The organism is Aromatoleum evansii (genome assembly GCF_045689615.1).
GTDB classification, from domain to species: domain Bacteria; phylum Pseudomonadota; class Gammaproteobacteria; order Burkholderiales; family Rhodocyclaceae; genus Aromatoleum; species Aromatoleum evansii.
The window spans coordinates 1,352,189-1,374,958 of record NZ_CP141259.1; the positions used below are offsets into that span (position 1 = coordinate 1,352,189).

Below are 22,770 nucleotides of genomic sequence, written 5' to 3' on the forward strand. Positions count from 1 at the left end.
CCGCGGCGCAGGCCGGCGCTGCCTCGGGTGAGGCACGCAATCCGAATTCCTCCGACATGGCTGCGCGCAATGCCGGCGGGGTTCCCGTGAAGGCGTCCGTGGAAAACTTCAGTTTCTATTACGGTGACTTCAAGGCGCTCAAGTCGATCTCCATGCCGGTGCACGAGAAGCGCGTGACGGCATTGATTGGTCCGTCCGGTTGCGGAAAGTCCACACTCTTGCGGACGTTCAACCGCATGCATGACCTGTATCCGGGGAATCGCTACGAGGGGACGATCCGCCTGCACCCGGACAATACCAACCTGCTCGATCCCGCCGTCGACCCCATCGAAGTGCGCATGCGCATCGGCATGGTGTTCCAGAAACCCAACCCTTTCCCGAAGTCGATCTACGAGAACGTCGCCTACGGGCTGCGCATTCGGGGCGAGCGCAATCGTTCCGTGATTGACGACAGCGTCCGTGAGGCGCTGCGGGGCGCGGCCCTGTGGTCGGAGGTCGAGCACCGCTTGCACGATCCCGCCACCGCCTTGTCCGGCGGCCAGCAGCAGCGGCTGTGCATTGCGCGCTGTCTCGCCACTCAGCCTGAAGTCCTGCTTTTCGACGAGCCGACCTCTGCGCTCGATCCGATCGCCACGGCCAGCATCGAGGAGCTGATCCACGAACTGCGCGACAAGGTCACCATCCTCATCGTCACTCACAACATGCAGCAGGCCGCCCGCGTCTCCGATTACACCGCGTACATGTATCTCGGCGAACTGATGGAGTTCGGCGAAACGAACCAGATCTTCGTCAATCCGAGGCGCAAGGAAACCGAAGATTACATCACCGGACGTTTCGGCTGAGCCGGATGAAGTCGGGTCGGCACGCTGTCGTCCCGTCCTGTCGGCGGCCGAGCGCGGCGCGCTGAGATTCGCCGGGAGTTTGCTGCACAAGGGAGGGGCGCTGTTTCAGTGTCCCTCCCTGTCTTTGTCAAGCAGCCTTTCTTTACCTCGCGAAGGCCTGCAGATACAATCCGAAAATTTGGCTGGGGCGCAGTGCATGAAACGAAAGCTAGTCGTCGGCAACTGGAAGATGAACGGCGACCGTGCGCGCAACAGTGCTCTGCTGGACCAGTTGCTGGGTGCCGTGCCTGCGGGCGTAGACTGTGCGGTCTGTCCGCCGTTTCCGTATCTCGCCCAGGTTGGCGAAATCCTCCGCGGCAGCGATGTCGCGCTTGGCGCCCAGGATGTGAGCGAATTCCCTGATGGCGCCTATACGGGCGATGTCAGCATCACGATGCTCGGCGACTTCGGCGTGCGGTTTGTCATCGTTGGTCATTCCGAACGAAGGGCGCTGCACGGAGAGTCGGATATGTTGGTGGCCCGCAAGGCGGGTGTGGCGCTCGAAGGCGGCGTCATGCCCATCGTCTGCATTGGCGAGACGCTGGCTGAACGCGAGTCCGGCGTGACGGAGCAGGTGCTCCTGCGGCAACTCGATGCGCTGGCGGCCACACTGTCGCCCGAGGCGCTGCAGCGAATCGTGCTCGCCTACGAGCCTGTGTGGGCGATCGGTAGCGGGCGTGCAGCCACGGTCGAGCAGGTGCAGGCGGTGCTGGGGTTTGTCAGGCGGTGGCTGGGGGGGCATGTATCCGCGCCTGAGCGCAGTCGCATCCTGTATGGTGGCAGCGTGAAGCCCGAGACGGCGGGGGGCTTGTTCGGCTTGCCGGATGCGGATGGAGGCTTGATCGGTGGGGCTTCGCTCGATGCGCAGTCCTTTGTTGAAATCTGTCGAGCGGCAACGGTCGTGCAGGGCAGTTGAGATTCAAAACAAGGTCATATTATGAGCAATTACTTATTTTCCATTGTCTTGACCGTTCATGTGCTGGTGGGGCTTGGCATCATTGCTCTGGTTCTCATGCAGCATGGCAAGGGGGCGGACGCAGGTGCGGCGTTCGGAAGTGGTGCATCGGGAAGTGTGTTTGGCGCCTCCGGTTCGGCGAATTTCCTCAGTCGCACGACTGGCATGCTTGCCGCCGTATTCTTCCTCACCAGCCTCGGGCTCAGCTACCTCAGTAGTGGCACGACCGCCAAGCCTGCCAGCATCATGCAGGACGCTGCAGTGACGGCTCCCGCGCCTGCTGGCGAGGCTGCTCCTGCAGGCGCGGCGGATGATTCGAAGGCACAGTCGATTCCCAAATAAGTTCCCCTTGGGGCTTTGCGGGATACGGGAAAGGTCGTATAATTTCGAGCTGTAACAAACGTGCCGACGTGGTGAAATTGGTAGACACGCCATCTTGAGGGGGTGGTGGCGAAAGCCGTGTGAGTTCGAGTCTCACCGTCGGCACCAGAATATTGAATCGCCCGCGAAAGCGGGCGTTTTCATGCAGTGGGTTAATTAAAAAAACTAAAACAATCTGTATTCAATACGGGGTGTCACGCAATGCTGGAAAACTACTTTCCTGTTCTGATGTTCATCCTCGTGGGGCTTGGTTTTGGCCTTGTTCCTGTCATTCTGGGGCGACTCGTTGCGCCCTATCGTCCCGGCAGCGAAAAGCTGTCTCCCTATGAGTGTGGCTTCGAAGCCTTCGAAGATGCGCGCATGAAGTTCGACGTGCGCTACTACCTCATTGCGATCCTTTTCATTCTTTTCGATCTCGAAATCGCCTTCCTCTTTCCGTGGGCGACGGTGTTCCAGGAATTCATTGCGGCAGGTCAGGTCGCGTGGTTCGTATTCGGTTCGGTTATGGTCTTCATTGCCGTGCTGGTCATCGGTTATGTCGTCGAGTGGAAAAACGGTGCGCTCGACTGGGAGTGATGCATGAGTATTGAGGGCGTCTTTCGCGAAGGGTTTGTAACCACTTCGCTTGATGCGGTAATCAACTGGACTCGCACGGGGTCGCTCTGGCCGATGACTTTCGGTCTGGCTTGCTGTGCAGTCGAGATGATTCATGCCGGTTGTTCTCGTTACGACCTGGACCGCTTTGGTGTGGTGTTTCGGCCGAGTCCGCGCCAGTCTGACCTGATGATCGTTGCGGGTACGCTCTGCAACAAGATGGCGCCCGCGCTGCGCAAAGTGTACGAGCAGATGGCGGAGCCGCGCTGGGTCATTTCCATGGGGTCCTGTGCCAATGGCGGTGGCTACTACCACTATTCCTACTCGGTCGTGCGCGGTTGTGATCGCATCGTGCCGGTGGATGTGTATGTTCCGGGTTGTCCGCCGACCGCTGAAGCGCTGCTCTACGGCATCATTCAGCTCCAAAACAAGATCAAGCGCACGAATACCATCGCGCGCTGACGGATGGTTCATCTATGAGTCCCAAACTTGAGCGTCTGAGCCAGGTCCTGCAAGAGGTCCTGAGTGACAAGTTGCGGTCGATTGTTGTCGATCGTGGTGAGGTGACCATCGACGTTGCGCCGGAAAATTATCTCGGCGTGGCCCAGTGCCTGCGTGATCACGCAGACCTGTGCTTCGAAGAACTGGTCGATGTGTCGGGTCTCGATTATTCGACCTACGGGAATGGCGCCTGGAGCGGAAAGCGCTTCGCGATTGCTGTGCATCTCCTTTCGGTTGCGAAGAACTGGCGTCTGCGTCTGAAGGTCTTCGCCGACAACGATGATTTCCCGGTTCTTGAGTCGGTAGTGGGGATCTGGCCGAGCGCGAACTGGTACGAGCGCGAGACCTTCGATCTCTACGGGATCATGTTCTCGGGTCACCCTGATCTGCGGCGGATTCTGACCGACTACGGCTTTGTGGGGCATCCGTTCCGCAAGGATTTTCCGGTCACCGGGTACGTCGAGATGCGCTATGACGCGGAGCAGGGGCGGGTTGTGTATCAGCCCGTGACAATCGAGCCGCGCGAAAACACGCCGCGCATCGTGCGCGAAGAGAATTACGGGGATGTCGGCCATGGCTGAGATTCGCAATTACACGATCAACTTCGGCCCTCAGCACCCGTCTGCGCACGGCGTGCTGCGCCTGGTTCTTGAACTCGATGGCGAGGTCGTCGAGCGCGCCGACCCGCACATCGGATTGCTGCACCGGGGAACCGAGAAGCTTGCCGAGACTCGCACGTGGATCCAGTCGGTGCCCTACATGGACCGTCTCGACTACGTGTCCATGATGTGCAACGAACATGCGTACTGCATGGCGATCGAGCGGCTGCTCGGAATCGAGGTGCCGATTCGTGCGCAGTACATCCGCGTGATGTTCGACGAGATTACGCGGATCCTGAATCACCTTCTGGGGATTGGCACGCACGCGCTCGACATCGGTGCGATGACGATGGTGCTGTACACCTTCCGCGAGCGCGAAGATCTCATGGATGTGTACGAGGCGGTGTCCGGTGCGCGGATGCATGCTGCGTACTATCGTCCCGGTGGCGTATACCGCGATCTGCCCGATCGCATGCCCCAGTACGAGGTCAACAAGTTCAAGAACGCCAGCACGGTTCGTCAGTTGAACGAGAGCCGTCAGGGGTCGATGCTCGACTTCCTCGAGGACTTCACCAACCGTTTCAACGGCTACTGCGACGACTACGAGACGCTGCTGACCGACAATCGGATCTGGAAGCAGCGTACTGTCGGCATCGGCGTCGTGACGCCCGAGCAGGCGAAGGCCTGGGGCTTCACCGGCGTCATGCTGCGCGGCTCGGGCGTGCCTTGGGATTTGCGCAAGAAGCAGCCGTACGAGGTTTACGACCAGGTCGAATTCGACGTGCCGGTCGGCAAGACGGGTGACTGCTACGACCGTTACCTCGTCCGTATGGAGGAGATGCGCCAGTCCAACCGCATCATCAAGCAGTGCATCGAATGGTTGCGCAAGAACCCCGGCCCCGTGATCGCCGACAACCACAAGGTTGCCCCGCCGCCGCGCGAGCGGATGAAGGCGAACATGGAGGAGCTGATTCATCACTTCAAGCTCTTCACCGAAGGCATGCACGTCCCTGCGGGCGAAGTCTACGCGGCGGTCGAGCACCCGAAGGGCGAGTTCGGTGTGTATGCGGTGTCTGACGGCGCAAACAAGCCTTACCGGCTGAAGATGCGCGCACCGGGCTTCGCCCACCTCGCGGCGATGGACGACATTGCGCGCGGCCACATGATCGCGGACGTCGTGGCGATCATCGGAACCATGGACATCGTGTTCGGCGAAATCGACCGCTGAACGCCTGAGCTTGAAACGTCGGCAGGCAACCCGGGAAGACGAGTACGAAATGCTGAGTCAGGAATCGCTACAACAGATCGATCGCGAGATCGCGAAATATCCACCCGATCAGAAGCAGTCCGCCGTGATGGCTGCGCTGCGCATCGCGCAGGTCGAGAAGGGCTGGCTGCCGAAGGAGTTGATCGAGTTCGTCGCCAGCTACCTCCAGATGCCCGCGATTGCGGCTTATGAGGTGGCGAGCTTCTACAACATGTATGACCTCGAGCCGGTCGGGCGCCACAAGATCACCGTGTGCACGAACCTCCCCTGTGCGCTGTCGGGTGGCGTGCATGCGGCCGACTACCTCAAGGAAAAGCTCGGTATCGATTTCAACGAGACTACCCCGGACGGGAAGTTCACGCTGAAGGAAGGCGAGTGCATGGGCGCCTGCGGGGATGCCCCCGTGCTGCTGGTGAATAATCATCACATGTGCAGCTGGATGACGAAGGAAAAGATCGATCAGATCCTCGCGGAGCTGGCAGACAAATGAGCGCAAGCGGACTGATTCTCGCCGGGGTTGACGGCGATCGCACCTGGGGGCTGCAGGACTACGTTGCGCGTGGAGGCTACTCCGCGCTGCGGAAGGTCATCAGCGAAAAGATCCCGCCCGAGACGATCATTGCGGAGCTGAAGGCGTCTTCCCTGCGGGGCCGCGGCGGCGCCGGATTCCCGACCGGTTTGAAGTGGAGCTTCATGCCCCGTTCCTTTCCGGGGGCAAAGTATCTTGCGTGCAACTCGGATGAGGGCGAGCCGGGTACCTTCAAGGATCGCGACATCCTGCGCTACAACCCGCACACCGTCATCGAAGGGATGACAATCGCCGCGTATGCCATGGGTTGCGAGCGTGGCTACAACTACATTCACGGCGAGATCTTCGAGGTGTATGAGCGCTTCGAGGCCGCCCTCGCCGAGGCCCGCGAGGCGGGGCTGCTCGGTCAGAACATCCTTGGATCGGATTTTTCGTTCGAACTGTTCGCCCATCACGGCTACGGCGCGTACATCTGCGGCGAGGAAACTGCGCTCCTCGAGTCGATCGAAGGCAAGAAGGGCCAGCCGCGCTTCAAGCCGCCATTCCCCGCCAGCTACGGCCTGTACGGGAAACCGACGACGATCAACAACACGGAAACCTTTGCTTCCGTGCCGTTCATCATCAACATGGGCGGGGAAGGCTTCCTCAATCTCGGCAAGCCGAACAACGGCGGGACGAAGCTGTTCTCGGTTTCCGGTCACGTGAATCGTCCCGGCAATTACGAAGTCGCAATGGGTACGCCGTTTTCCGAACTGCTGGAGATGGCGGGCGGGATGCGCGGCGGGCGCAAGCTCAAGGCCGTGATTCCGGGCGGCTCGTCTGCGCCTGTCCTTCCCGGCAGCGTGATGATGGACTGCACGATGGACTACGACTCGATCTCCAAGGCGGGGTCGATGCTCGGGTCCGGCGCGGTCATCGTGATGGACGAAACGACTTGCATGGTCAAGGCGCTCGAGCGTCTGTCGTACTTCTATTTCGAAGAGTCCTGTGGTCAGTGCACGCCCTGCCGCGAAGGCACCGGCTGGCTGTACCGCGTGGTCCATCGCATCGAAAACGGCCTCGGCCGGAAGGACGACCTCGATCTTCTCAATTCGGTGACCGGAAACATCATGGGCCGCACGATCTGCGCGCTCGGCGATGCCGCATCGATGCCCGTGCAGAGCTTCGTCAAGCACTTCGGGTCAGAGTTCGAGTACCACATCGAAAACAAGAAATGTCTAGTGCCGCCTGAAGTTCAGTATGAAGGCAGCCAAATCTACGTGAGACCGTAATGCTAGAGATCGAAATCGACGGCAAGCAGGTGACGGTCGAGGATGGCAGCACCATCATGGATGCTGCCACCAAGATCGGTGCATTCGTTCCGCACTTCTGTTACCACAAGAAGCTCTCCATCGCGGCGAGCTGCCGCATGTGCCTGGTGCAGGTCGAGAAGGCCCCCAAGCCGCTTCCCGCGTGCGCCACGCCCGTGACCAACGGGATGAAGGTGTGGACCCGTTCGGAGCAGGCGGTGAAGGCCCAGAAGGGCGTCATGGAGTTCCTGCTGATCAACCACCCGCTGGATTGTCCGATCTGCGACCAGGGCGGCGAATGTCAGCTGCAGGATCTGGCCGTGGGTTACGGTGGCAGCCAGTCGCGCTATGAGGAAGAGAAGCGCGTCGTTCTGAACAAGAATCTCGGACCGCTCGTCTCGACCGACATGACGCGCTGCATCAACTGCACGCGCTGCGTCCGCTTCACGACCGAGATCGCCGGCCAGATGGAGTTGGGCCAGGCCTTCCGTGGCGAGCATGCCGAGATCATGCCCTTCGTCGAGAAGACGGTGGACTCGGAACTGTCCGGCAACATCATCGACCTGTGCCCCGTCGGCGCCCTGACGTCGAAGCCGTTCCGTTTCTCCGCCCGCACGTGGGAGCTCGCGCGCCGCCGTTCGGTCAGCCCGCACGACTCGCTCGGCTCCAACCTGATCGTGCAGGTGAAGCACGATGTGGTCAAGCGGGTGCTTCCGTTCGAGAACGAGGATATCAACGAGTGCTGGCTGTCCGACAAGGACCGCTTCTCGTATGAAGGTCTCAACAGCGAAGACCGCCTCACCGTCCCCATGCTCAAGCAGGACGGCGTGTGGAAGGAAACGGACTGGCAGACGGCACTCGAGTTCGCCGGCAACGGCCTGCGCAAGACCGCCAAGCAGAACGGTCCGGATTCGATCGGCGCCCTCGCTTCGCCGCATTCGACGATCGAAGAGCTGTATCTTCTGCAGAAGCTCACCCGCGCCATCGGCTCCGACAGCGTCGATTTTCGCCTGCGTCAAAGCGATTTCCGCGCTGACGGTTTCCGTGAAGGCGCGCCGTGGCTTGGCATCCCCATCAACGAGGTGGCGGGTCTCAACCGCCTGCTCGTGATCGGCAGCTTCCTGCGCAAGGACAGCCCGCTTCTCGCGCAGCGCGTGCGACAGGCTGCCAAGCGTGGTCTGCATGTCAGCGCGATTGGTGCGAGCGCCGAGGAGTGGCTCCTGCCGGTGAAGAACCGCGTGCTGGCAGCCCCGTCCGCAATCGTTCCCGCACTCCTGCAGGTGGTTGCGGCCCTCGCAGCCGAGAAGGGTGTTGCCGTCGCAGAGCACCTCGCCGCGGCCATGCCCGCCTCGGTTTCCGACGACGCCCGTGCGATCGCCCAGAGCCTCGCTTCCGGTCGCAAGGTCGCCGTCTGGCTCGGCAACCTGGCGGTGCAGTGCGAGTACGCGACCGAGATTCAGCAGCTTGCCGAGGAGATCGCCCGCCTGACCGAAGGTGCATTCGGCGTCATCGGAGAGGCGGCGAACAGCGTCGGCGGTTATCTCGCGAAGGCGGTGCCGCTGGTCGGCGGGCTCAATGCGAAGCAGATGCTGGAGCAGCCGCGCAAGGCCTATCTGCTGCTGAATGCCGAGCCGGCTCTGGATTTCGCCAACCCGGCACTCGCGCAGTCGGTGCTCGGAGCGGCCCCCCTGGTCGTCGCCTTGTCGGCATTCAAGTCCGAGTCTCTGCTCGCGGCCGCTGACGTGTTGCTGCCGATCGCTCCCTTCACCGAGACGTCGGGCACCTTCGTCAACTGCGAAGGGCGTGCGCAGAATTTCAACGCGGTGGCTCGTCCGCTCGGCGATACCCGCCCCGGCTGGAAGGTGCTGCGGGTTCTCGGCAACCTCCTGGAGTTCGAGGGTTTCGAGCACAACGATTCCGAAACCGTCGCCGCAGAAGCGCTTGCGGCAGGTAGTCGCCCGGATCTGGGCAATCGCCTGTTCGGTCTCGAGTTCAATTTCGCCGCACAAACGGTCGCCGGACTCGAGCGTGTCAGCGATGTGCCGATCTACGCCGCCGACCCGCTGGTGCGGCGCGCCAAGTCGCTGCAGAAGACGCGTGACGCCAAGGCACCTGTGGCCAGCGCGAGCGCCGCGACCCTCGCGGCGATCGGTGTCGAGTCGGGTGGGCGTGTGCGCCTGAAGCAGGGGCAGGCTTCGGTCGAGGTGCCGATCGTCGCCGACGAGTCGGTCGCGGCGAACTGCGTGCGTGTTGCTGCGGCCACCGCGGCAACCTCCGTCCTCGGCGCAATGTGCGGCGAGATCAGCGTGGAGCGTGTCTGATGGAAGCGTTGCTGGAACCCGTGTCCCAATTTTTCGGGCCCGCGTGGCCTGCCGTGTGGACGCTGGCGAAGATCGTCGCGATCATCGCCCCGCTCATGATCGGCGTGGCCTATCTGACGCTTGCCGAGCGCAAGGTCATCGGCTACATGCAGGTGCGTATCGGCCCGAACCGCGTCGGCCCGAAAGGACTGTTGCAGCCGATCGCCGACGGCATGAAGCTCCTGTTCAAGGAGATCATCGTTCCGTCCGGCGCGAGCAAGGGGCTCTTCATCCTGGGGCCGATCCTCGCGATCGCCCCCTCCCTTGCGGCGTGGTCGGTGGTGCCGTTCGATGACGGCCTGGTGCTCGCAAACGTGAATGCCGGCCTGCTGCTGCTGCTGGCGATCACGTCGATGGAAGTCTACGGCGTCATCATCGCGGGCTGGGCCTCGAACTCGAAATATCCCTTCCTCGGATCCATGCGCGCTGCGGCCCAGATGGTGTCGTACGAGGTGGCGATGGGCTTCGCGCTCATCTGCGTGCTGCTGATCTCGTCGAGCCTCAACCTGAGCGACATCGTGCATTCCCAGGGGCAGGGCAGGTTCCATGAAATGGGCCTGTCGTTCCTGTCATGGAACTGGCTGCCGCTCCTGCCGATGTTCATCGTCTTCCTGATCTCGGGCATCGCCGAAACCAACCGCGCGCCGTTCGACGTGGTCGAGGGCGAGTCGGAGGTGGTTGCGGGCCACATGGTCGAGTATTCCGGCATGGCCTTCGCGCTGTTCTTCCTCGCCGAATACGCGAACATGTTCCTCGTGTCGGTGATGACGGCGGTGCTCTTCATGGGTGGCTGGCTGTCGCCGATCGGCGCGATTCCCGACGGTTTCCACTGGCTGGCGCTGAAGACGGCATTCTTCCTGTTCGTGTTCCTCTGGGTGCGTGCGACATTTCCGCGCTTCCGCTACGACCACATCATGCGGTTGGGCTGGAAGGTGTTTATTCCGATTACCCTGGTGTGGGTGATTGTGGTGGCGGTGTGGATGATGTCGCCGCTGTCTATCTGGAAGTGAGAGGCTGAAGATGGGTGCCAAGGATTACATCGGGAGCCTGTTCCTCACGGAACTGTTCAAGGGCATGGCGCTTACCGGGCGCCACCTGTTCGCGCGCAAGATCACGGTGCAGTTTCCGGAGGAGAAGACTCCGCAGAGCCCGCGTTTTCGCGGCCTCCATGCGCTGCGTCGCTATCCCAACGGGGAGGAGCGTTGCATCGCGTGCAAGTTGTGCGAGGCCATCTGTCCGGCGATGGCGATCACGATCGAGTCCGATCAGCGCGACGACGGTTCGCGTCGGACGACGCGTTATGACATCGATCTGACGAAGTGCATCTTCTGCGGCTTCTGCGAGGAGGCCTGTCCGGTGGATGCGATCGTCGAGACGCGCGTGCTCGAGTACCACGGCGAGCAACGCGGCGACCTGTATTACACGAAGCAGATGCTGCTCGCGGTCGGTGACCGGAACGAAGCGCAGATCGCTGCAGACCGGGAAGCCGACTCGAAGTACCGCTAAGGGAGGGCGCCTGCGGGCGCCGCAAAGGACATGGATTTCAAGACTCTCGTTTTCTACATCCTGTCGGCGATCATGGTGTTCGCCGCGCTTCGGGTGATAACGTCACGGAACCCGGTGCATGCCGCACTGTTCCTGGTGCTCTCCTTCGTCACGGCGGGTGGCATCTGGCTGCTGCTCGCTGCCGAGTTCCTCGCGATCGTCCTCGTAATGGTCTACGTGGGGGCGGTCATGGTGCTCTTCCTCTTCGTCGTGATGATGCTGGACATCAATCTCGACCGCTTGCGGGAGGGGTTCTGGAGCTACCTGCCGGTGGGCGCACTGATCGGGATCCTGCTGGTCGTCGAAATGGCGCTGGTGCTCGGCGGCCGCTACTTCGGTCTGGAAGCAATGCCCGAACCGCCCGCGGCGCAGGCCGGTTACAGCAATACGCGCGAACTGGGGCGCCTCCTGTACACCGATTACGTCTATCCGTTCGAGCTTGCCTCGCTGCTGCTGCTGGTGGCGATGGTCGTGGCCGTGTCGCTGACCCTGCGCAAGCGCAAGGGGTTGCGTCAGGTGAATCCGTCGGATCAGGTGACCGTCAAGCGTGGCGACCGCGTCGAACTCGTTTCGATGCCCGCCGAGAAAGAATAAGAACTGCGGCAGTTTCGCGGGAACTGGTGCAACCAAGGGGTTATAGATGCTTTCGCTTTCCCACTATCTGATTCTGGGCGCGATCCTGTTCGCGATCAGCGTGGTCGGGATCTTCCTCAACCGGAAGAACCTGATCGTGCTGCTGATGGCGATCGAGCTGATGCTGCTCGCGGTCAATCTGAACTTCGTCGCCTTCTCGCACTATCTTGGCGATCTGGCCGGACAGATTTTTGTTTTCTTCATCCTCACCGTGGCGGCGGCCGAGTCGGCGATCGGTCTCGCAATTCTGGTCGTGCTGTTCCGCAACCTGCGGACGATCCACGTTGATGATCTGGATAGCCTCAAGGGTTAAGGAAGCGGCTCGATGACGGACATGCAAAAGCTCTATCTCCTGGTACCGCTTGCGCCGCTGGCGGGGGCGATTCTTGCGGGACTGTTCGGCAAGGCCATCGGCCGTGCCGGCGCTCATATCGTGACGATCCTCGGGGTCGCGGTTGCTTTGGTCGCCTCGGTGGTGATCTTCCAGGACGTTCAGGCCGGCAATACTTTCAACGGCACCGTCTACACGTGGATGAAGAGCGGGAACCTGACCTTCGAGGTCGGATTCCTCATCGACTCGCTCACGGTCATGATGATGCTCGTGGTGACCTTCGTGTCCCTGATGGTCCATATCTATACCATCGGCTACATGCACGAGGATCCCGGTTACCAGCGTTTCTTCAGCTACATCTCGCTGTTCACCTTCTCGATGCTGATGCTGGTCATGTCGAACAACTTCCTCCAGTTGTTCTTCGGCTGGGAAGCGGTGGGTCTGGTGTCGTATCTGCTGATCGGTTTCTGGTACGAGCGGCCGACGGCGATCTACGCCAACCTCAAGGCCTTCCTGGTGAACCGTGTCGGTGACTTCGGGTTCCTCCTGGGTATCGGTCTGATCGCCGCATACGCCGGCAGCCTCAACTATGCCGAAGTGTTTGCGAAGGGCAGCGAGCTCGCGGCGCAGGACATGGCCGTGACGGGCTGGCCGCTGATCACTGCGATCTGCATCTGCCTGTTCATCGGTGCCATGGGCAAGTCGGCGCAGGTTCCGCTGCACGTCTGGCTGCCGGATTCGATGGAAGGTCCGACGCCGATCTCGGCGCTGATCCATGCCGCGACCATGGTCACGGCCGGTATCTTCATGGTGGCGCGCATGTCGCCGCTGTTCGAACTGTCCGACGTGGCCCTGTCCTTCGTTCTGGTCATCGGTGCGACGACGGCGCTCTTCATGGGCTTCCTCGGCATCGTGCAGAACGACGTTAAGCGCGTGGTCGCCTATTCGACGCTTTCCCAGCTCGGTTACATGACCGTCGCGCTCGGCGTGTCGGCATACTCGGCTGCGGTGTTCCACCTGATGACGCATGCGTTTTTCAAGGCGCTGCTGTTCCTCGGCGCCGGTTCCGTGATTATCGGCATGCACCATGATCAGGACATGCGCAACATGGGCGGGCTGTGGAAGTACATGCCGATCACCTGGATCACCTCGCTGCTCGGATCGCTGGCGCTGATCGGTTTCCCGTTCTTCGCGGGCTTCTACTCCAAGGACTCGATCATCGAAGCGGTGCATGCCTCGAGCATCCCGGGTGCCGGCTATGCGCTGTTCTGCGTGCTGGCGGGCGTGTTCGTGACGGCCTTCTATTCGTTCCGCATGTACTTCCTCGTCTTCCACGGCAAGGAGCGCTTCGGCAACAACCATGGTCATCACGACCACGAGGGTGACCATGACGACGAAGAGGTGTCGGCGGATCACCATCACGGTCTCGCCCCGGGCCAGAAGCCGCATGAGTCGCCGTGGGTGGTGACACTGCCGCTGGTGCTCCTCGCGATTCCGTCCGTCGTCATCGGTTTCTTCACGATCGAACCGATGCTCTTCGGCGACTGGTTCAAGGGCGTGATTCACGTCGGCAGCAATCACGTCGGTCTTTCCGAGCTCGCAGCCAATTTCCACGGCCCGGTCGCGATGGCACTGCATGGCGTGCAGACGGCGCCGTTCTGGCTGGCGATGGGCGGTGTGGTGCTGGCGTGGTTCTTCTACATGGTTCGTCCGGATATCCCGGCCGCGATCCAGCGTACCTTCCGCCCGGTGCACGCCTTGCTCGAGAACAAGTACTTCTTCGATCGTTTCAACGAGATCGTGTTTGCGGGTGGTTCGCGACTGATCGGCAAGGGACTGTGGAAGGCTGGCGATCAGGCCATCATCGATGGCATCGCGGTTAACGGCACGGCGAAACTGGTGGGTTGGGTTGCACAGATCAGCCGTCTGTTCCAGACGGGGCATCTGTACCAGTACGCCTTCGCAATGATCATCGGGGTCTTCATTCTCCTCACCTTCTGGTTCAACCTGATTTGAGCCAACAGGTCGGTCTGTGAATAACGATAAACACGCGTCAGTTTTCGGCGCACTGAACGGAAAGTAACGATGACGGGTATGCCATTCCTCAGCCTCGCGATCTGGATACCGATCCTGGGTGGGTTGCTCGTGCTAGCAACCGGTTCGGACCGCAACGCCCCGCTTGCGCGGTCCCTTTCCATGCTGGTTGCACTGGTCGGATTCGCGGTGACGATCCCGCTGTTCACCCAGTTCGATGCAAGCAGCAGTGCGATGCAGTTCTCCGAATTCCTTCCGTGGATTCCGCGCTTCAACATCAACTACCACCTCGGCGTGGACGGCATCTCGGTGCTGTTCGTGCTGCTCAACGCGTTCATCACGATCATGGTTGTGATGGCGGGCTGGCAGGTGATCCAGGAAAAGGTCGCGCAATACATGGCGGCGTTCCTGATCATGTCGGGCCTGATGAACGGAATCTTTTCCGCGCTCGACGGCATCCTGTTCTATGTGTTCTTCGAGGCGTCGCTGATTCCGCTTTACCTCGTCATCGGTATCTGGGGCGGAGCGAATCGGGTTTACGCCGCGATCAAGTTCTTTCTCTACACGCTTCTCGGTTCGCTGCTGATGCTGATCGCGCTCCTGTACCTGTTCATGCAGGCAGGCGGCAGCTTCTCCATCCTCGACTGGCACAAGCTGCCGCTCGCGATGCCGGCACAGACGCTGATTTTCTGGGCCTTCCTGATCGCGTTTGCGGTGAAGGTGCCGATGTGGCCGGTGCACACCTGGCTGCCGGACGCCCACGTCGAGGCGCCTACGGGCGGGTCGGTGGTCCTGGCCGCGATTGCGCTGAAGCTGGGCGCGTACGGTTTCCTGCGGTTCTCGCTCCCGATCGTGCCTGATGCGTCGCAGGCCATGGCGCCGATGATGATCGCGCTCTCCCTCATCGCGGTGATCTATATCGGCTTCGTCGCACTGGTCCAGACCGACATGAAGAAGCTGGTGGCGTACTCGTCGATTTCGCACATGGGTTTCGTGACCCTCGGCTTCTTCATGTTCAATGCGATCGGCCTCGAAGGGGCGCTGGTGCAGATGATTTCGCACGGCTTCGTTTCGGGTGCGATGTTCCTTTGCATCGGGGTGCTGTACGACCGCATGCATACCCGCAACATCGCCGACTACGGCGGCGTGGTGAAGACCATGCCCAAGTTCGCGGCCTTCTTCATGCTGTTCGCGATGGCCAACGCAGGTCTCCCGGGCACGAGCGGTTTCATCGGCGAGTTCATGGTCGTGCTGGGTGCGGTGCAGTTCAACTTCTGGGTAGCGTTCGCCGCTGCGACGACGTTGATCCTGGGGGCCGCCTACACGCTGTGGATGTACAAGCGCGTGGTGTTCGGCGTGGTCGGCAACAGCCATGTTGCCGAACTGGAGGACATCGGTGCGCGCGAGTTCGCTTTCCTCGGCATTCTTGCGCTGTGCGTGCTGGCCATGGGCCTGTATCCCTTCCCGTTTACGGAAGTGATGCATGCGTCGGTTAATGAACTCCTGCGGCATGTTGCCGTGAGCAAGCTCTGAGCGAGCGGGCGAGACACTTTTTCGGATTGGTCAGAAGATGAATTTCGTCATTCCCGACTTCTACCCCGCCGCGGCAGAGATCCTGGTCGCCGTGATGGCGCTGGTGATCATGTTGGCTTCCACGTTCGCACGCCGCGTGGCCAGCGACCTCGCATACGGCCTGACGCAGCTCACGCTCGTGTTTGCCGCGCTGGTGAGCGTGCTCGTGAGTCCCAACCTCCTCGCGGCCGTTGCGGCGGTCGTTTCCGAGCTGCCGTTGTTTGGCGTTCGCCTTGCCGAGCTGCTGATGAGCCTGGCCGAGGGCTACGCAGCGAACGAGGTGGTCGCGACCTTCAGCGGGATGTTCATCGGCGACATGCTGGGCGGTCTGCTCAAGGTGTTCTCCCTGCTGGCGGTTTCGGTCGCGCTGTTGTACGGCCGCGGTTACCTTGCCGACCGCAAGATCGATCGTCCGGAATACTATCTGCTGTCGCTCCTGATGAGCCTCGGCATGATGGTGATGATCAGCGCGAACCACTTGCTGTCGCTGTACATGGGCCTCGAGATGATGTCGCTGTCGCTGTACGGTATGGTCGCCTTCGACCGCGACTCGCCGCGCGCGACTGAAGCCGCGATGAAGTACTTCGTGCTCGGTGCGCTCGCTTCGGGTCTCCTGCTGTACGGCATGTCGATGCTCTATGGTGCGACGGGCAGCCTCGAACTGTCGGGCATCGCGCAGTCGATCTATCATCAGGCCGCGAACAAGACGGTCCTGGTCTTCGGCCTGGTGTTCATCGTTGCCGGTCTGGCGTTCAAGCTGGGCGTGGTCCCGTTCCACATGTGGGTGCCTGATGTGTATCAGGGGGCTCCGACGGCCGTCACCTTGATGATCTCGGCAGCTCCCAAGCTGGCCGCCTTCGCGATGACCATGCGGCTGCTGGTCTACGGTCTGTTCGAGCTCGCCGATCAGTGGCAGACGATGCTGATGTTCCTCTCGGTGCTGTCGATCGTCCTGGGCAACCTGGCCGCGATTGCGCAGTCGAACATCAAGCGCATGCTGGCGTACTCCGGCATTTCGCACATGGGTTTCGTGCTGCTCGGCCTGCTCGCCGGAGTGGTGGACGGGGATCGCAACTTCGCCCTCAATGCATACAGCTCGGCGATGTTCTATGCCGTGTCCTACGTGATCATGAGCCTCGCGTCGTTCGGTATGGTGATCCTGCTGTCGCGTGCCGGCTTCGAGGCTGAAACCATCGAGGACTTCAAGGGCCTGAACAAGCGCAATTCGTGGTTTGCTGCGCTGATGATGATCGTGATGTTCTCGATGGCGGGCATCCCGTTCTTCATCGGATTCTTCGCGAAGCTTTCGGTCCTGCAGGCTGTCGTCGCGGCGGGCTACGTCTGGCTGGCCGTGGTGGCGGTGCTGATGTCGGTGATCGGTGCTTACTACTATCTGCGCGTCGTGAAGGTCATGTACTTCGACGAGCCGGTCGATTCCGCCCCTATCCGTGCTCAGGGTGAAGTGCGCTTCCTGTTGTCGGCGAACGGCCTCGCCATCGCCGTGCTCGGCCTGCTTCCGCAGGGGCTGATGTCGCTCTGCGCCTATGCGCTCCTTGCATCCCTCTGAGCGGGATCCGCTCGAAGAGTCTGAGCTCGAATCCTCCCCGGTCTACGACGGCGTCCTGCTGAAGGTCCGTCGGGACCGGGTTTCGCTCCCGGACGGGAGCGAATCGGTTCGTGAGTACATCACCCACCCGGGTGCTGTCGTCGTCATCGCGGTCCTGCCCGACGGGCGCCTCGTGTTTGAACGGCAGTTCCGCTATCCGCTGCGACGCGCATTTCTGGAGTTGCCCGCCGGCAAGATCGACGCTGGCGAGGAGCTGCTTGCTTGCGCCCGGCGCGAGTTGCGCGAGGAGACGGGCTACGAGGCCGCTGCGTGGCAGTACCTCGGAGTCATGCATCCCTGTATTGGCTACTCGGATGAGCGCATCGAGATGTTCCTGGCTCGTGATCTGACCCACGTTGGCGATGCGCTCGATGATGGGGAGTTTCTCGAAATCCTGACGTTTACGGTCGATGAGGCGGTTCGTGCGGTGATGGAGGGCGTGATCACCGACGCGAAGACGATCACCGCCCTGTTCCGTGCCTTGCCCCTGCTGGGAACGGCGATTTCACCTGCTGCACGATAGCGGTGCAGTGACGCATCGCGGGACGATGCGAACGTCGGCCCCCGGAAGGCCTTGCGCCGGGGGAGAGTCCGTGGCGGGCTGGTCGAAGGCAAAAAAAAGCGAACCTTATGGTTCGCTTTTTGTTTTGTTTTGGGGCGTCCTTGCGGACGCCCCCGGAGCAGATCAGCCGCAGGTGCCGACCGCGCCGCAGGCGGTGCAGAAGTCGCAGCCGTCCTTGCGGATCACGGAGTGGTTGCCGCACTCGGAGCAGAGTCCGCCCTGCATGACCTTCGGATCGCTGGTCTCGCGCGGAGCCTCGAGAATGCCCATCTCGCGCACCGGATAGCCTTGCTCGTCGAGCACACCGAGCATCGCGTAGCGGTGGATGATGAGTTGCGCCATGTAGGCTACGGTGCTCGGGTAGTTCTGCTGACGACGGGTGCCGGGGACGAAGGCCATGAAGTCGCCGAGCGGCTCGGGGTAGTTGAGCAGCTTGCGCAGCTTCATGCCGACCCAGGCCGGATCCATGACGCGCATGTCGAGCGACAGGATGCGGGTGAGTCCGTCGAGGGCGCGCGGATAGTTGCCCGACAGCCATACCGAGTAGGGGCGGGTCACGCCGTCGGGCAGCGTGATTTCCTTCAGGCCGAGGACGAAGTCTTCGCCGGTTGCCGGGTTGGAGATATCTACGGTCCAGGACAGCGTGCCGTCGGTGCCGGTCTTGGGCTCCTGCAGGCTGAAGAGGGTGTCCAGCACCGGCGTCGGGGTGTCGTTCACCTCAAGGGCACCGAGCTTCTCGCAGCGATAGCGGACCACCTGGGCGAAAGCGGAGACCACGCCCGGGAACATGGTCTTCTCGCCGTGCGGCGGGAAGGGCATCTCGAAGGACTTCTCGCCGATCGTGCGCGCCAGGGTCTCGAGCTTGAGCTTGAGCCAGCCGCGGTCGTTCGCGCGCATGTCCATCGACAAAGTCTTGGCGACGGCGCCGAGGCCGCGCGGCTGGTCCGCGCCGTTGACCCACACTTCGAACGGGAAGGAGCCGCCGTTATTGCCGACCTGGCCGACGAAGAGGGCGAAGTCGCCGGTCGGGGTGCCGAGCATGTAGGTCCACGCCATGTTGCCGTCGGGCAGCTCGGGGCGGCCGGGCCAGCGCAGGCTGGAGAGGACGGGGGCAGGCAGGCTGTTGATCGACAGGCGCTTGTTCGGGCCGGAAAGCTCGACGTCCTGCGGCTGCTTCTGCTCCGACGACGGGGTGACGGAGAGCACCGAGCCCAGCACGGAGTTGGGGCGATAGGTTGCGAGCCCCTTGAGGCCGGCCTTCCAGGCGGAGAGATAGAGATCCTCGAACTCCGTGTAGGGGTAGTCCTCGGGGACGTTTACGGTCTTGGAGATCGAGGTGTCGATGAACGGAGCGACTGCGGCCACCATGTCCTTGTGCGCCTGCGCGGAGATCTCGAGCGCGGTGACGAAGTAGGACGGCAGGCTCGCGACGTTGCCGCCGACGTGCTTGTACAGGCGCCATGCGTAGTCTTCGACGGCGTATTCCTTGTAGGTGCCGTCGGCCATGCGCTTGCGGCGCGTGTAGGTGTAGGAGAAGGGGGGTTCGATGCCGTTCGAGGCGTTGTCCGCGAAGGCGAGCGAGATCGTGCCGGTCGGAGCGATCGACAGCAGGTGCGAGTTGCGCAGGCCGTGCTTGCGGATCTTGTCCTTGACCTCGGCAGGCAGGCGCGAGGCGAAGTTGCCGCCGGAGAGGTAGAGATCGGCATTGAACAGCGGGAAGGCGCCGCGTTCCTTGGCCAGTTCGACCGAGGCGAGGTAGGCGCGGTCGCGCATGTATTCGGAGATCTTCGCGGCGACGCTGCGGGCCTCGGGGCTGTCATAGCGTTTGCCGAGCATGATCAGGGCGTCGCCGAGGCCGGTAAAGCCGAGGCCGACACGACGCTTGGACTGTGCCTCGTTCTCCTGCTGCTCGAGCGGCCAGTGCGTTACGTCGAGCACGTTGTCGAGCATGCGGATGGCGATGTCGACGATCTTGCCGAAGGCCGCGTAGTCGAAGTCGGCCTTGTCGGTGAAGGGGTTCTTCACGAAGGGCGTGAGGTTGATCGAGCCGAGGTCGCAGCAGCCGTAGGGGGGCAGGGGCTGTTCGGCGCAGGGGTTGGTCGCCTCGATCGTTTCGCAGTAGTACAGGTTGTTGTCCTGGTTCATGCGGTCGAGGAAGAGGATGCCCGGCTCGGCGTGGTCGTACGTCGAGCGCATGATCTGGTCCCACAGCTCGCGTGCACGCAGCTTGCGATACACCCACAGGCCGTCGTCGCGCTGATATGCACCGGTGGCCTTGAGCTCGTCGATCGGTTCGGCCTTGTGGAAGAGTTCGACATCGGTGTCGGTGTCGACGGCCTTCATGAAGGCGTCGGTGACGCCCACCGAGATGTTGAAGTTCGTCAGGTCGCCATGGTCCTTGGCGTGGATGAACTCCTCGATGTCGGGGTGGTCGCAGCGCAGCACGCCCATCTGGGCTCCGCGGCGCGCACCGGCGGACTCGACGGTCTCGCACGAGCGGTCGAAGACGCGCATGTAGGACACGGGGCCGGAGGCGTTCGAGAGGGTGCCCTTCACCAGGGCGCCCTTCGGACGGATGCTGGAGAAATCGTAGCCGACACCACCGCCGCGGCGCATGGTCTCGGCGGCCTGGGCGAGCGCGGTATAGATGCCGGGGCGGCCGTCGACGGCTTCCGACACGGAATCGCCGACCGGCTGGACAAAGCAGTTGATCAGGGTTGCCTGCAGCTTGGTGCCGGCAGCGCTGTTGATGCGGCCTGCGGGGACGAAGCCTTTCTCCTGGGCTTCGAGGAACTTCGCTTCCCAGTGGGCGCGCTTTTCCTCGGCTTCCACGGCTGCGAGGGCACGCGCCACGCGCGTGCGGACTTCGGCGACGGTCTGTTCGTCGTCCTTGGCATATTTTTCGAGGAGAACTTCGCCCGCGATTTCCTGCGGGGCGAGGGTGGAGGCGTCTGCCTTGCCTTTGGCCTGCGAATTGATCGTCGTGCTCATGGTCTTTTTGAGTCCGTGTGTGAGTCCGTTCGATGGTGTGTATTTCGGCGTGAAGAATAGCTCGCGAAAGTTGATTTTGCAAAAAAATAAAAACACCTAAAAACAATATGTTAATTGTTTTTGCGGTATGTCAAGCTTTCAGTGCTCACTAGATCTAGTAGTGCTTTTGGGTGATCTGCGACGCTGAAAGTCGCGTCCGCCAAGGGTTTCGGCGGGGCCATCGCTGTGCGGTCGGCGGTGTTCGTCGCACGGGCGCGACGAAAATATTTGCGGCGCTGCCTACGATGCAACGCAGCATCGCTTGCTGCTAGAATCCTTGCATAGCGCAGCTCCGGAGTTTGCCCATGCAAGATGCCGAGCGGATAGCAGCACAGGCGGTCGAGCGCCATCGACGGGAACCGTCGCAACTGCTCCAGATCCTTGTCGAAACCCAGGACGGCATCGGCTATCTGCCTGCGGCGGCGCTGACCCGCATTGCCGATCTGCTCGAGTTGCCGCGGGCGCGCGTCGAAGGCGTCGCCGGGTTCTACAGTTTTCTCTACACCGAGCCGGTCGGCCGTTACCGCATCCTTTTTTCCGACAACATCATCGATCGGATGCTGGGCACCCGGGTGTTGATGGAAAGCCTCTGTCGACGGTTGGAGGTCTCGCCGGGGCAGGTCTCGCCCGGCGGAGAGGTGAGCGTCGATGTAACCTCATGCACGGGAATGGGCGATCAGGGGCCGGCGGTGCTGGTCAACGGCCTTGCCGTGACGCGGCTCGACGAGACGCGGGTGGAGCGCATCGCATCGCTGGTGCGTGCCGGCACACCGCTGGCCGAGTGGCCGGCCGAATATTTCCGCGTCGATGACAACATCCGCCGGCGCGGGGCGCTGCTCGGAGACGACTTCGTTCCCGGGGCGGCGCTGCAGGCGGCGATGGTGCGCGGGCGGACGGGCTGGCTTGAGGAGGTGCGCCTGTCGGGGCTGCGTGGGCGTGGTGGAGCGGGCTTCACGACGGCGGTGAAATGGATGGCCTGCCGCGATGCGCCGGGCGCCGACAAGGTGGTGGTGTGCAACGCGGACGAAGGCGAGCCGGGCACCTTCAAGGATCGGGTGCTGCTGGCGAGCCAGGCTGAGCGAGTCTTCGAAGGGATGACCCTTGCGGCCTGGGCGACCGGGGCGCGGCAGGGCCTGCTGTACCTGCGGGGGGAGTATCGCTACCTGCTGAAGCACTTGCGGGCGGTGCTGGCCCTGCGGCGCGCAGCGGGACTTCTCGGGCCGCGGATCCTCGGCGAAGCGGGGTTCGATTTCGACATCGACATTCACCTGGGCGCCGGGGCCTACGTGTGCGGCGAGGAGACGGCGCTCCTCGAGTCGCTCGAAGGCAAGCGCGGCACGCCGCGGATCCGGCCGCCATTCCCGGTCACGCATGGCTATCTGGGACGACCGACGGTGGTGAACAACGTCGAGACGCTGGCGAAGACCACGCTGATCGCCCTGCAAGGCGGCGCGGCTTTCGCGGCGACGGGGACGCCGCAGTCCACCGGCACGAAACTCCTGTCGATCTCGGGGGACTGCGCCTATCCCGGGGTGTATGAGTATCCCTTCGGGGTGACGATAGCGCATGTGCTCGAGGATTGCGGTGCACACGATCCGCAGGTCGTGCAGGTGGGCGGCGCGTCGGGGGTGACGATCGCGGGCCACGAGTTCCACCGGCGCATCGCGTTCGAGGACGTGCCGACGGCCGGGGCCTTCATGGTGTTCGACGGGCGCCGCGACCCGTTCGAGATGGCGCGCAATTTCGTGCATTTCTTCGCGCACGAGAGTTGCGGGTTCTGCACGCCGTGCCGTGTCGGGACGGCCCTGCTCAAGGGCTACATGGACAAGCTCGCGAGCGGGAAGGGGGCGAAGATGGATCTGGCCGACATCGAGTGGCTGGACCGCCTGCTGAAGAACGCGAGCCATTGCGGGCTCGGGTCGAGCGCGCCGAATCCGGTGATCGACACGCTGATCAAGTTCCGCCCGGCCTACGAGCGGCGGCTCGTGTCGCTCGACTTCAAGCCGGCGTTCGATCTCGACGCAGCGCTCGAAACGGCGCGGCGCATGACCGGTCGCGACGATCCGGGCGCGCACCTGGATTGGCGGGAGGAGGTGTAGCG

General features: G+C 62.3%; 20 protein-coding genes and 1 tRNA gene. 20 read left to right on the top strand and 1 reads right to left on the bottom strand.

Annotated elements, in window-relative coordinates; genetic code table 11:
- The first annotated feature begins 56 nt into the window (after positions 1-56).
- The 19 genes from pstB to U5817_RS06275 all read left to right on the top strand — a co-directional run bounded on the left by pstB (position 57) and on the right by U5817_RS06275 (position 17,600).
- Entirely contained in the window at positions 57-842 is a 786-nt protein-coding gene (gene pstB, locus U5817_RS06185) for a phosphate ABC transporter ATP-binding protein PstB (RefSeq protein ID WP_169125199.1), read from the top strand.
- A 196-nt stretch (positions 843-1,038) separates the two neighbouring features.
- Complete coding sequence (tpiA, locus tag U5817_RS06190) at positions 1,039-1,797, top strand: triose-phosphate isomerase (RefSeq protein ID WP_407280045.1); 759 nt, start codon at positions 1,039-1,041, stop codon at positions 1,795-1,797.
- Positions 1,798-1,818: 21 nt separating this feature from the next.
- Positions 1,819-2,178 carry a preprotein translocase subunit SecG gene (gene secG / locus U5817_RS06195; RefSeq protein WP_169125162.1) on the top strand — a complete coding sequence of 120 codons (360 nt, stop codon included), beginning with the start codon at positions 1,819-1,821 and terminating at the stop codon, positions 2,176-2,178.
- A 62-nt stretch (positions 2,179-2,240) separates the two neighbouring features.
- A tRNA-Leu gene (locus U5817_RS06200) sits at positions 2,241-2,325 on the top strand.
- Positions 2,326-2,418: 93 nt separating this feature from the next.
- A complete protein-coding gene (gene ndhC, locus U5817_RS06205) occupies positions 2,419-2,793 on the top strand; it encodes an NADH-quinone oxidoreductase subunit A (RefSeq protein ID WP_050416614.1) in 375 nt (124 codons plus the stop codon).
- A gap of 3 nt (positions 2,794-2,796) precedes the next feature.
- Positions 2,797-3,273 (top strand): NADH-quinone oxidoreductase subunit B family protein, encoded by a 477-nt coding sequence (locus U5817_RS06210; protein WP_018992218.1) that lies wholly within the window; start codon positions 2,797-2,799, stop codon positions 3,271-3,273.
- Positions 3,274-3,287: 14 nt separating this feature from the next.
- Positions 3,288-3,893, top strand: coding sequence for an NADH-quinone oxidoreductase subunit C (locus U5817_RS06215; protein WP_407280046.1), 606 nt, complete (start codon positions 3,288-3,290; stop codon positions 3,891-3,893).
- The gene (locus U5817_RS06220) at positions 3,886-5,139 is read left to right on the top strand and encodes an NADH-quinone oxidoreductase subunit D (protein ID WP_407280047.1); all 1,254 of its coding nucleotides are present in this window, start codon (positions 3,886-3,888) and stop codon (positions 5,137-5,139) included. The genes U5817_RS06215 and U5817_RS06220 overlap by 8 nt, the downstream gene beginning before the upstream one ends.
- A 49-nt stretch (positions 5,140-5,188) precedes the next feature.
- Complete coding sequence (gene nuoE, locus U5817_RS06225) at positions 5,189-5,668, top strand: NADH-quinone oxidoreductase subunit NuoE (RefSeq protein WP_169125165.1); 480 nt, start codon at positions 5,189-5,191, stop codon at positions 5,666-5,668.
- Positions 5,665-6,978, top strand: coding sequence for an NADH-quinone oxidoreductase subunit NuoF (gene nuoF, locus U5817_RS06230; protein ID WP_407280048.1), 1,314 nt, complete (start codon positions 5,665-5,667; stop codon positions 6,976-6,978). Before nuoE ends, nuoF begins: the two co-directional genes overlap by 4 nt.
- Positions 6,978-9,317, top strand: coding sequence for an NADH-quinone oxidoreductase subunit NuoG (gene nuoG, locus U5817_RS06235; RefSeq protein ID WP_407280049.1), 2,340 nt, complete (start codon positions 6,978-6,980; stop codon positions 9,315-9,317). The genes nuoF and nuoG overlap by 1 nt, the downstream gene beginning before the upstream one ends.
- Complete coding sequence (nuoH, locus tag U5817_RS06240; protein ID WP_169125167.1) at positions 9,317-10,366, top strand: NADH-quinone oxidoreductase subunit NuoH; 1,050 nt, start codon at positions 9,317-9,319, stop codon at positions 10,364-10,366. Before nuoG ends, nuoH begins: the two co-directional genes overlap by 1 nt.
- 10 nt (positions 10,367-10,376) lie before the next feature.
- A complete protein-coding gene (gene nuoI / locus U5817_RS06245) occupies positions 10,377-10,862 on the top strand; it encodes an NADH-quinone oxidoreductase subunit NuoI (protein ID WP_169125168.1) in 486 nt (161 codons plus the stop codon).
- Between the two features lie 30 nt (positions 10,863-10,892).
- Entirely contained in the window at positions 10,893-11,495 is a 603-nt protein-coding gene (locus U5817_RS06250; RefSeq protein WP_169125169.1) for an NADH-quinone oxidoreductase subunit J, read from the top strand.
- 46 nt (positions 11,496-11,541) lie between these two features.
- Entirely contained in the window at positions 11,542-11,847 is a 306-nt protein-coding gene (gene nuoK / locus U5817_RS06255) for an NADH-quinone oxidoreductase subunit NuoK (protein WP_018992227.1), read from the top strand.
- Between the two features lie 12 nt (positions 11,848-11,859).
- Positions 11,860-13,881: an NADH-quinone oxidoreductase subunit L gene (nuoL, locus tag U5817_RS06260; RefSeq protein WP_169125170.1), complete on the top strand. Its 2,022-nt coding sequence runs from the start codon at positions 11,860-11,862 to the stop codon at positions 13,879-13,881.
- A 69-nt stretch (positions 13,882-13,950) separates the two neighbouring features.
- Positions 13,951-15,432, top strand: coding sequence for an NADH-quinone oxidoreductase subunit M (locus U5817_RS06265; protein ID WP_407280050.1), 1,482 nt, complete (start codon positions 13,951-13,953; stop codon positions 15,430-15,432).
- 37 nt (positions 15,433-15,469) lie between these two features.
- The gene (gene nuoN, locus U5817_RS06270) at positions 15,470-17,038 is read left to right on the top strand and encodes an NADH-quinone oxidoreductase subunit NuoN (protein WP_407280051.1); all 1,569 of its coding nucleotides are present in this window, start codon (positions 15,470-15,472) and stop codon (positions 17,036-17,038) included.
- Positions 17,016-17,600, top strand: a complete 585-nt coding sequence (locus U5817_RS06275; protein WP_407280052.1) for an NUDIX domain-containing protein — start codon at positions 17,016-17,018, stop codon at positions 17,598-17,600. Before nuoN ends, U5817_RS06275 begins: the two co-directional genes overlap by 23 nt.
- 162 nt (positions 17,601-17,762) lie before the next feature.
- Here the strand turns inward: U5817_RS06275 and U5817_RS06280 are convergent, their stop codons facing one another.
- Positions 17,763-20,630, bottom strand: coding sequence for an adenosylcobalamin-dependent ribonucleoside-diphosphate reductase (locus U5817_RS06280; protein ID WP_407280053.1), 2,868 nt, complete (start codon positions 20,628-20,630; stop codon positions 17,763-17,765).
- 344 nt (positions 20,631-20,974) lie between these two features.
- Between U5817_RS06280 and U5817_RS06285 the strand changes: the two genes are divergently transcribed.
- Positions 20,975-22,768, top strand: a complete 1,794-nt coding sequence (locus U5817_RS06285) for an NAD(P)H-dependent oxidoreductase subunit E (RefSeq protein ID WP_407280054.1) — start codon at positions 20,975-20,977, stop codon at positions 22,766-22,768.
- Positions 22,769-22,770: the final 2 nt, after the last annotated feature.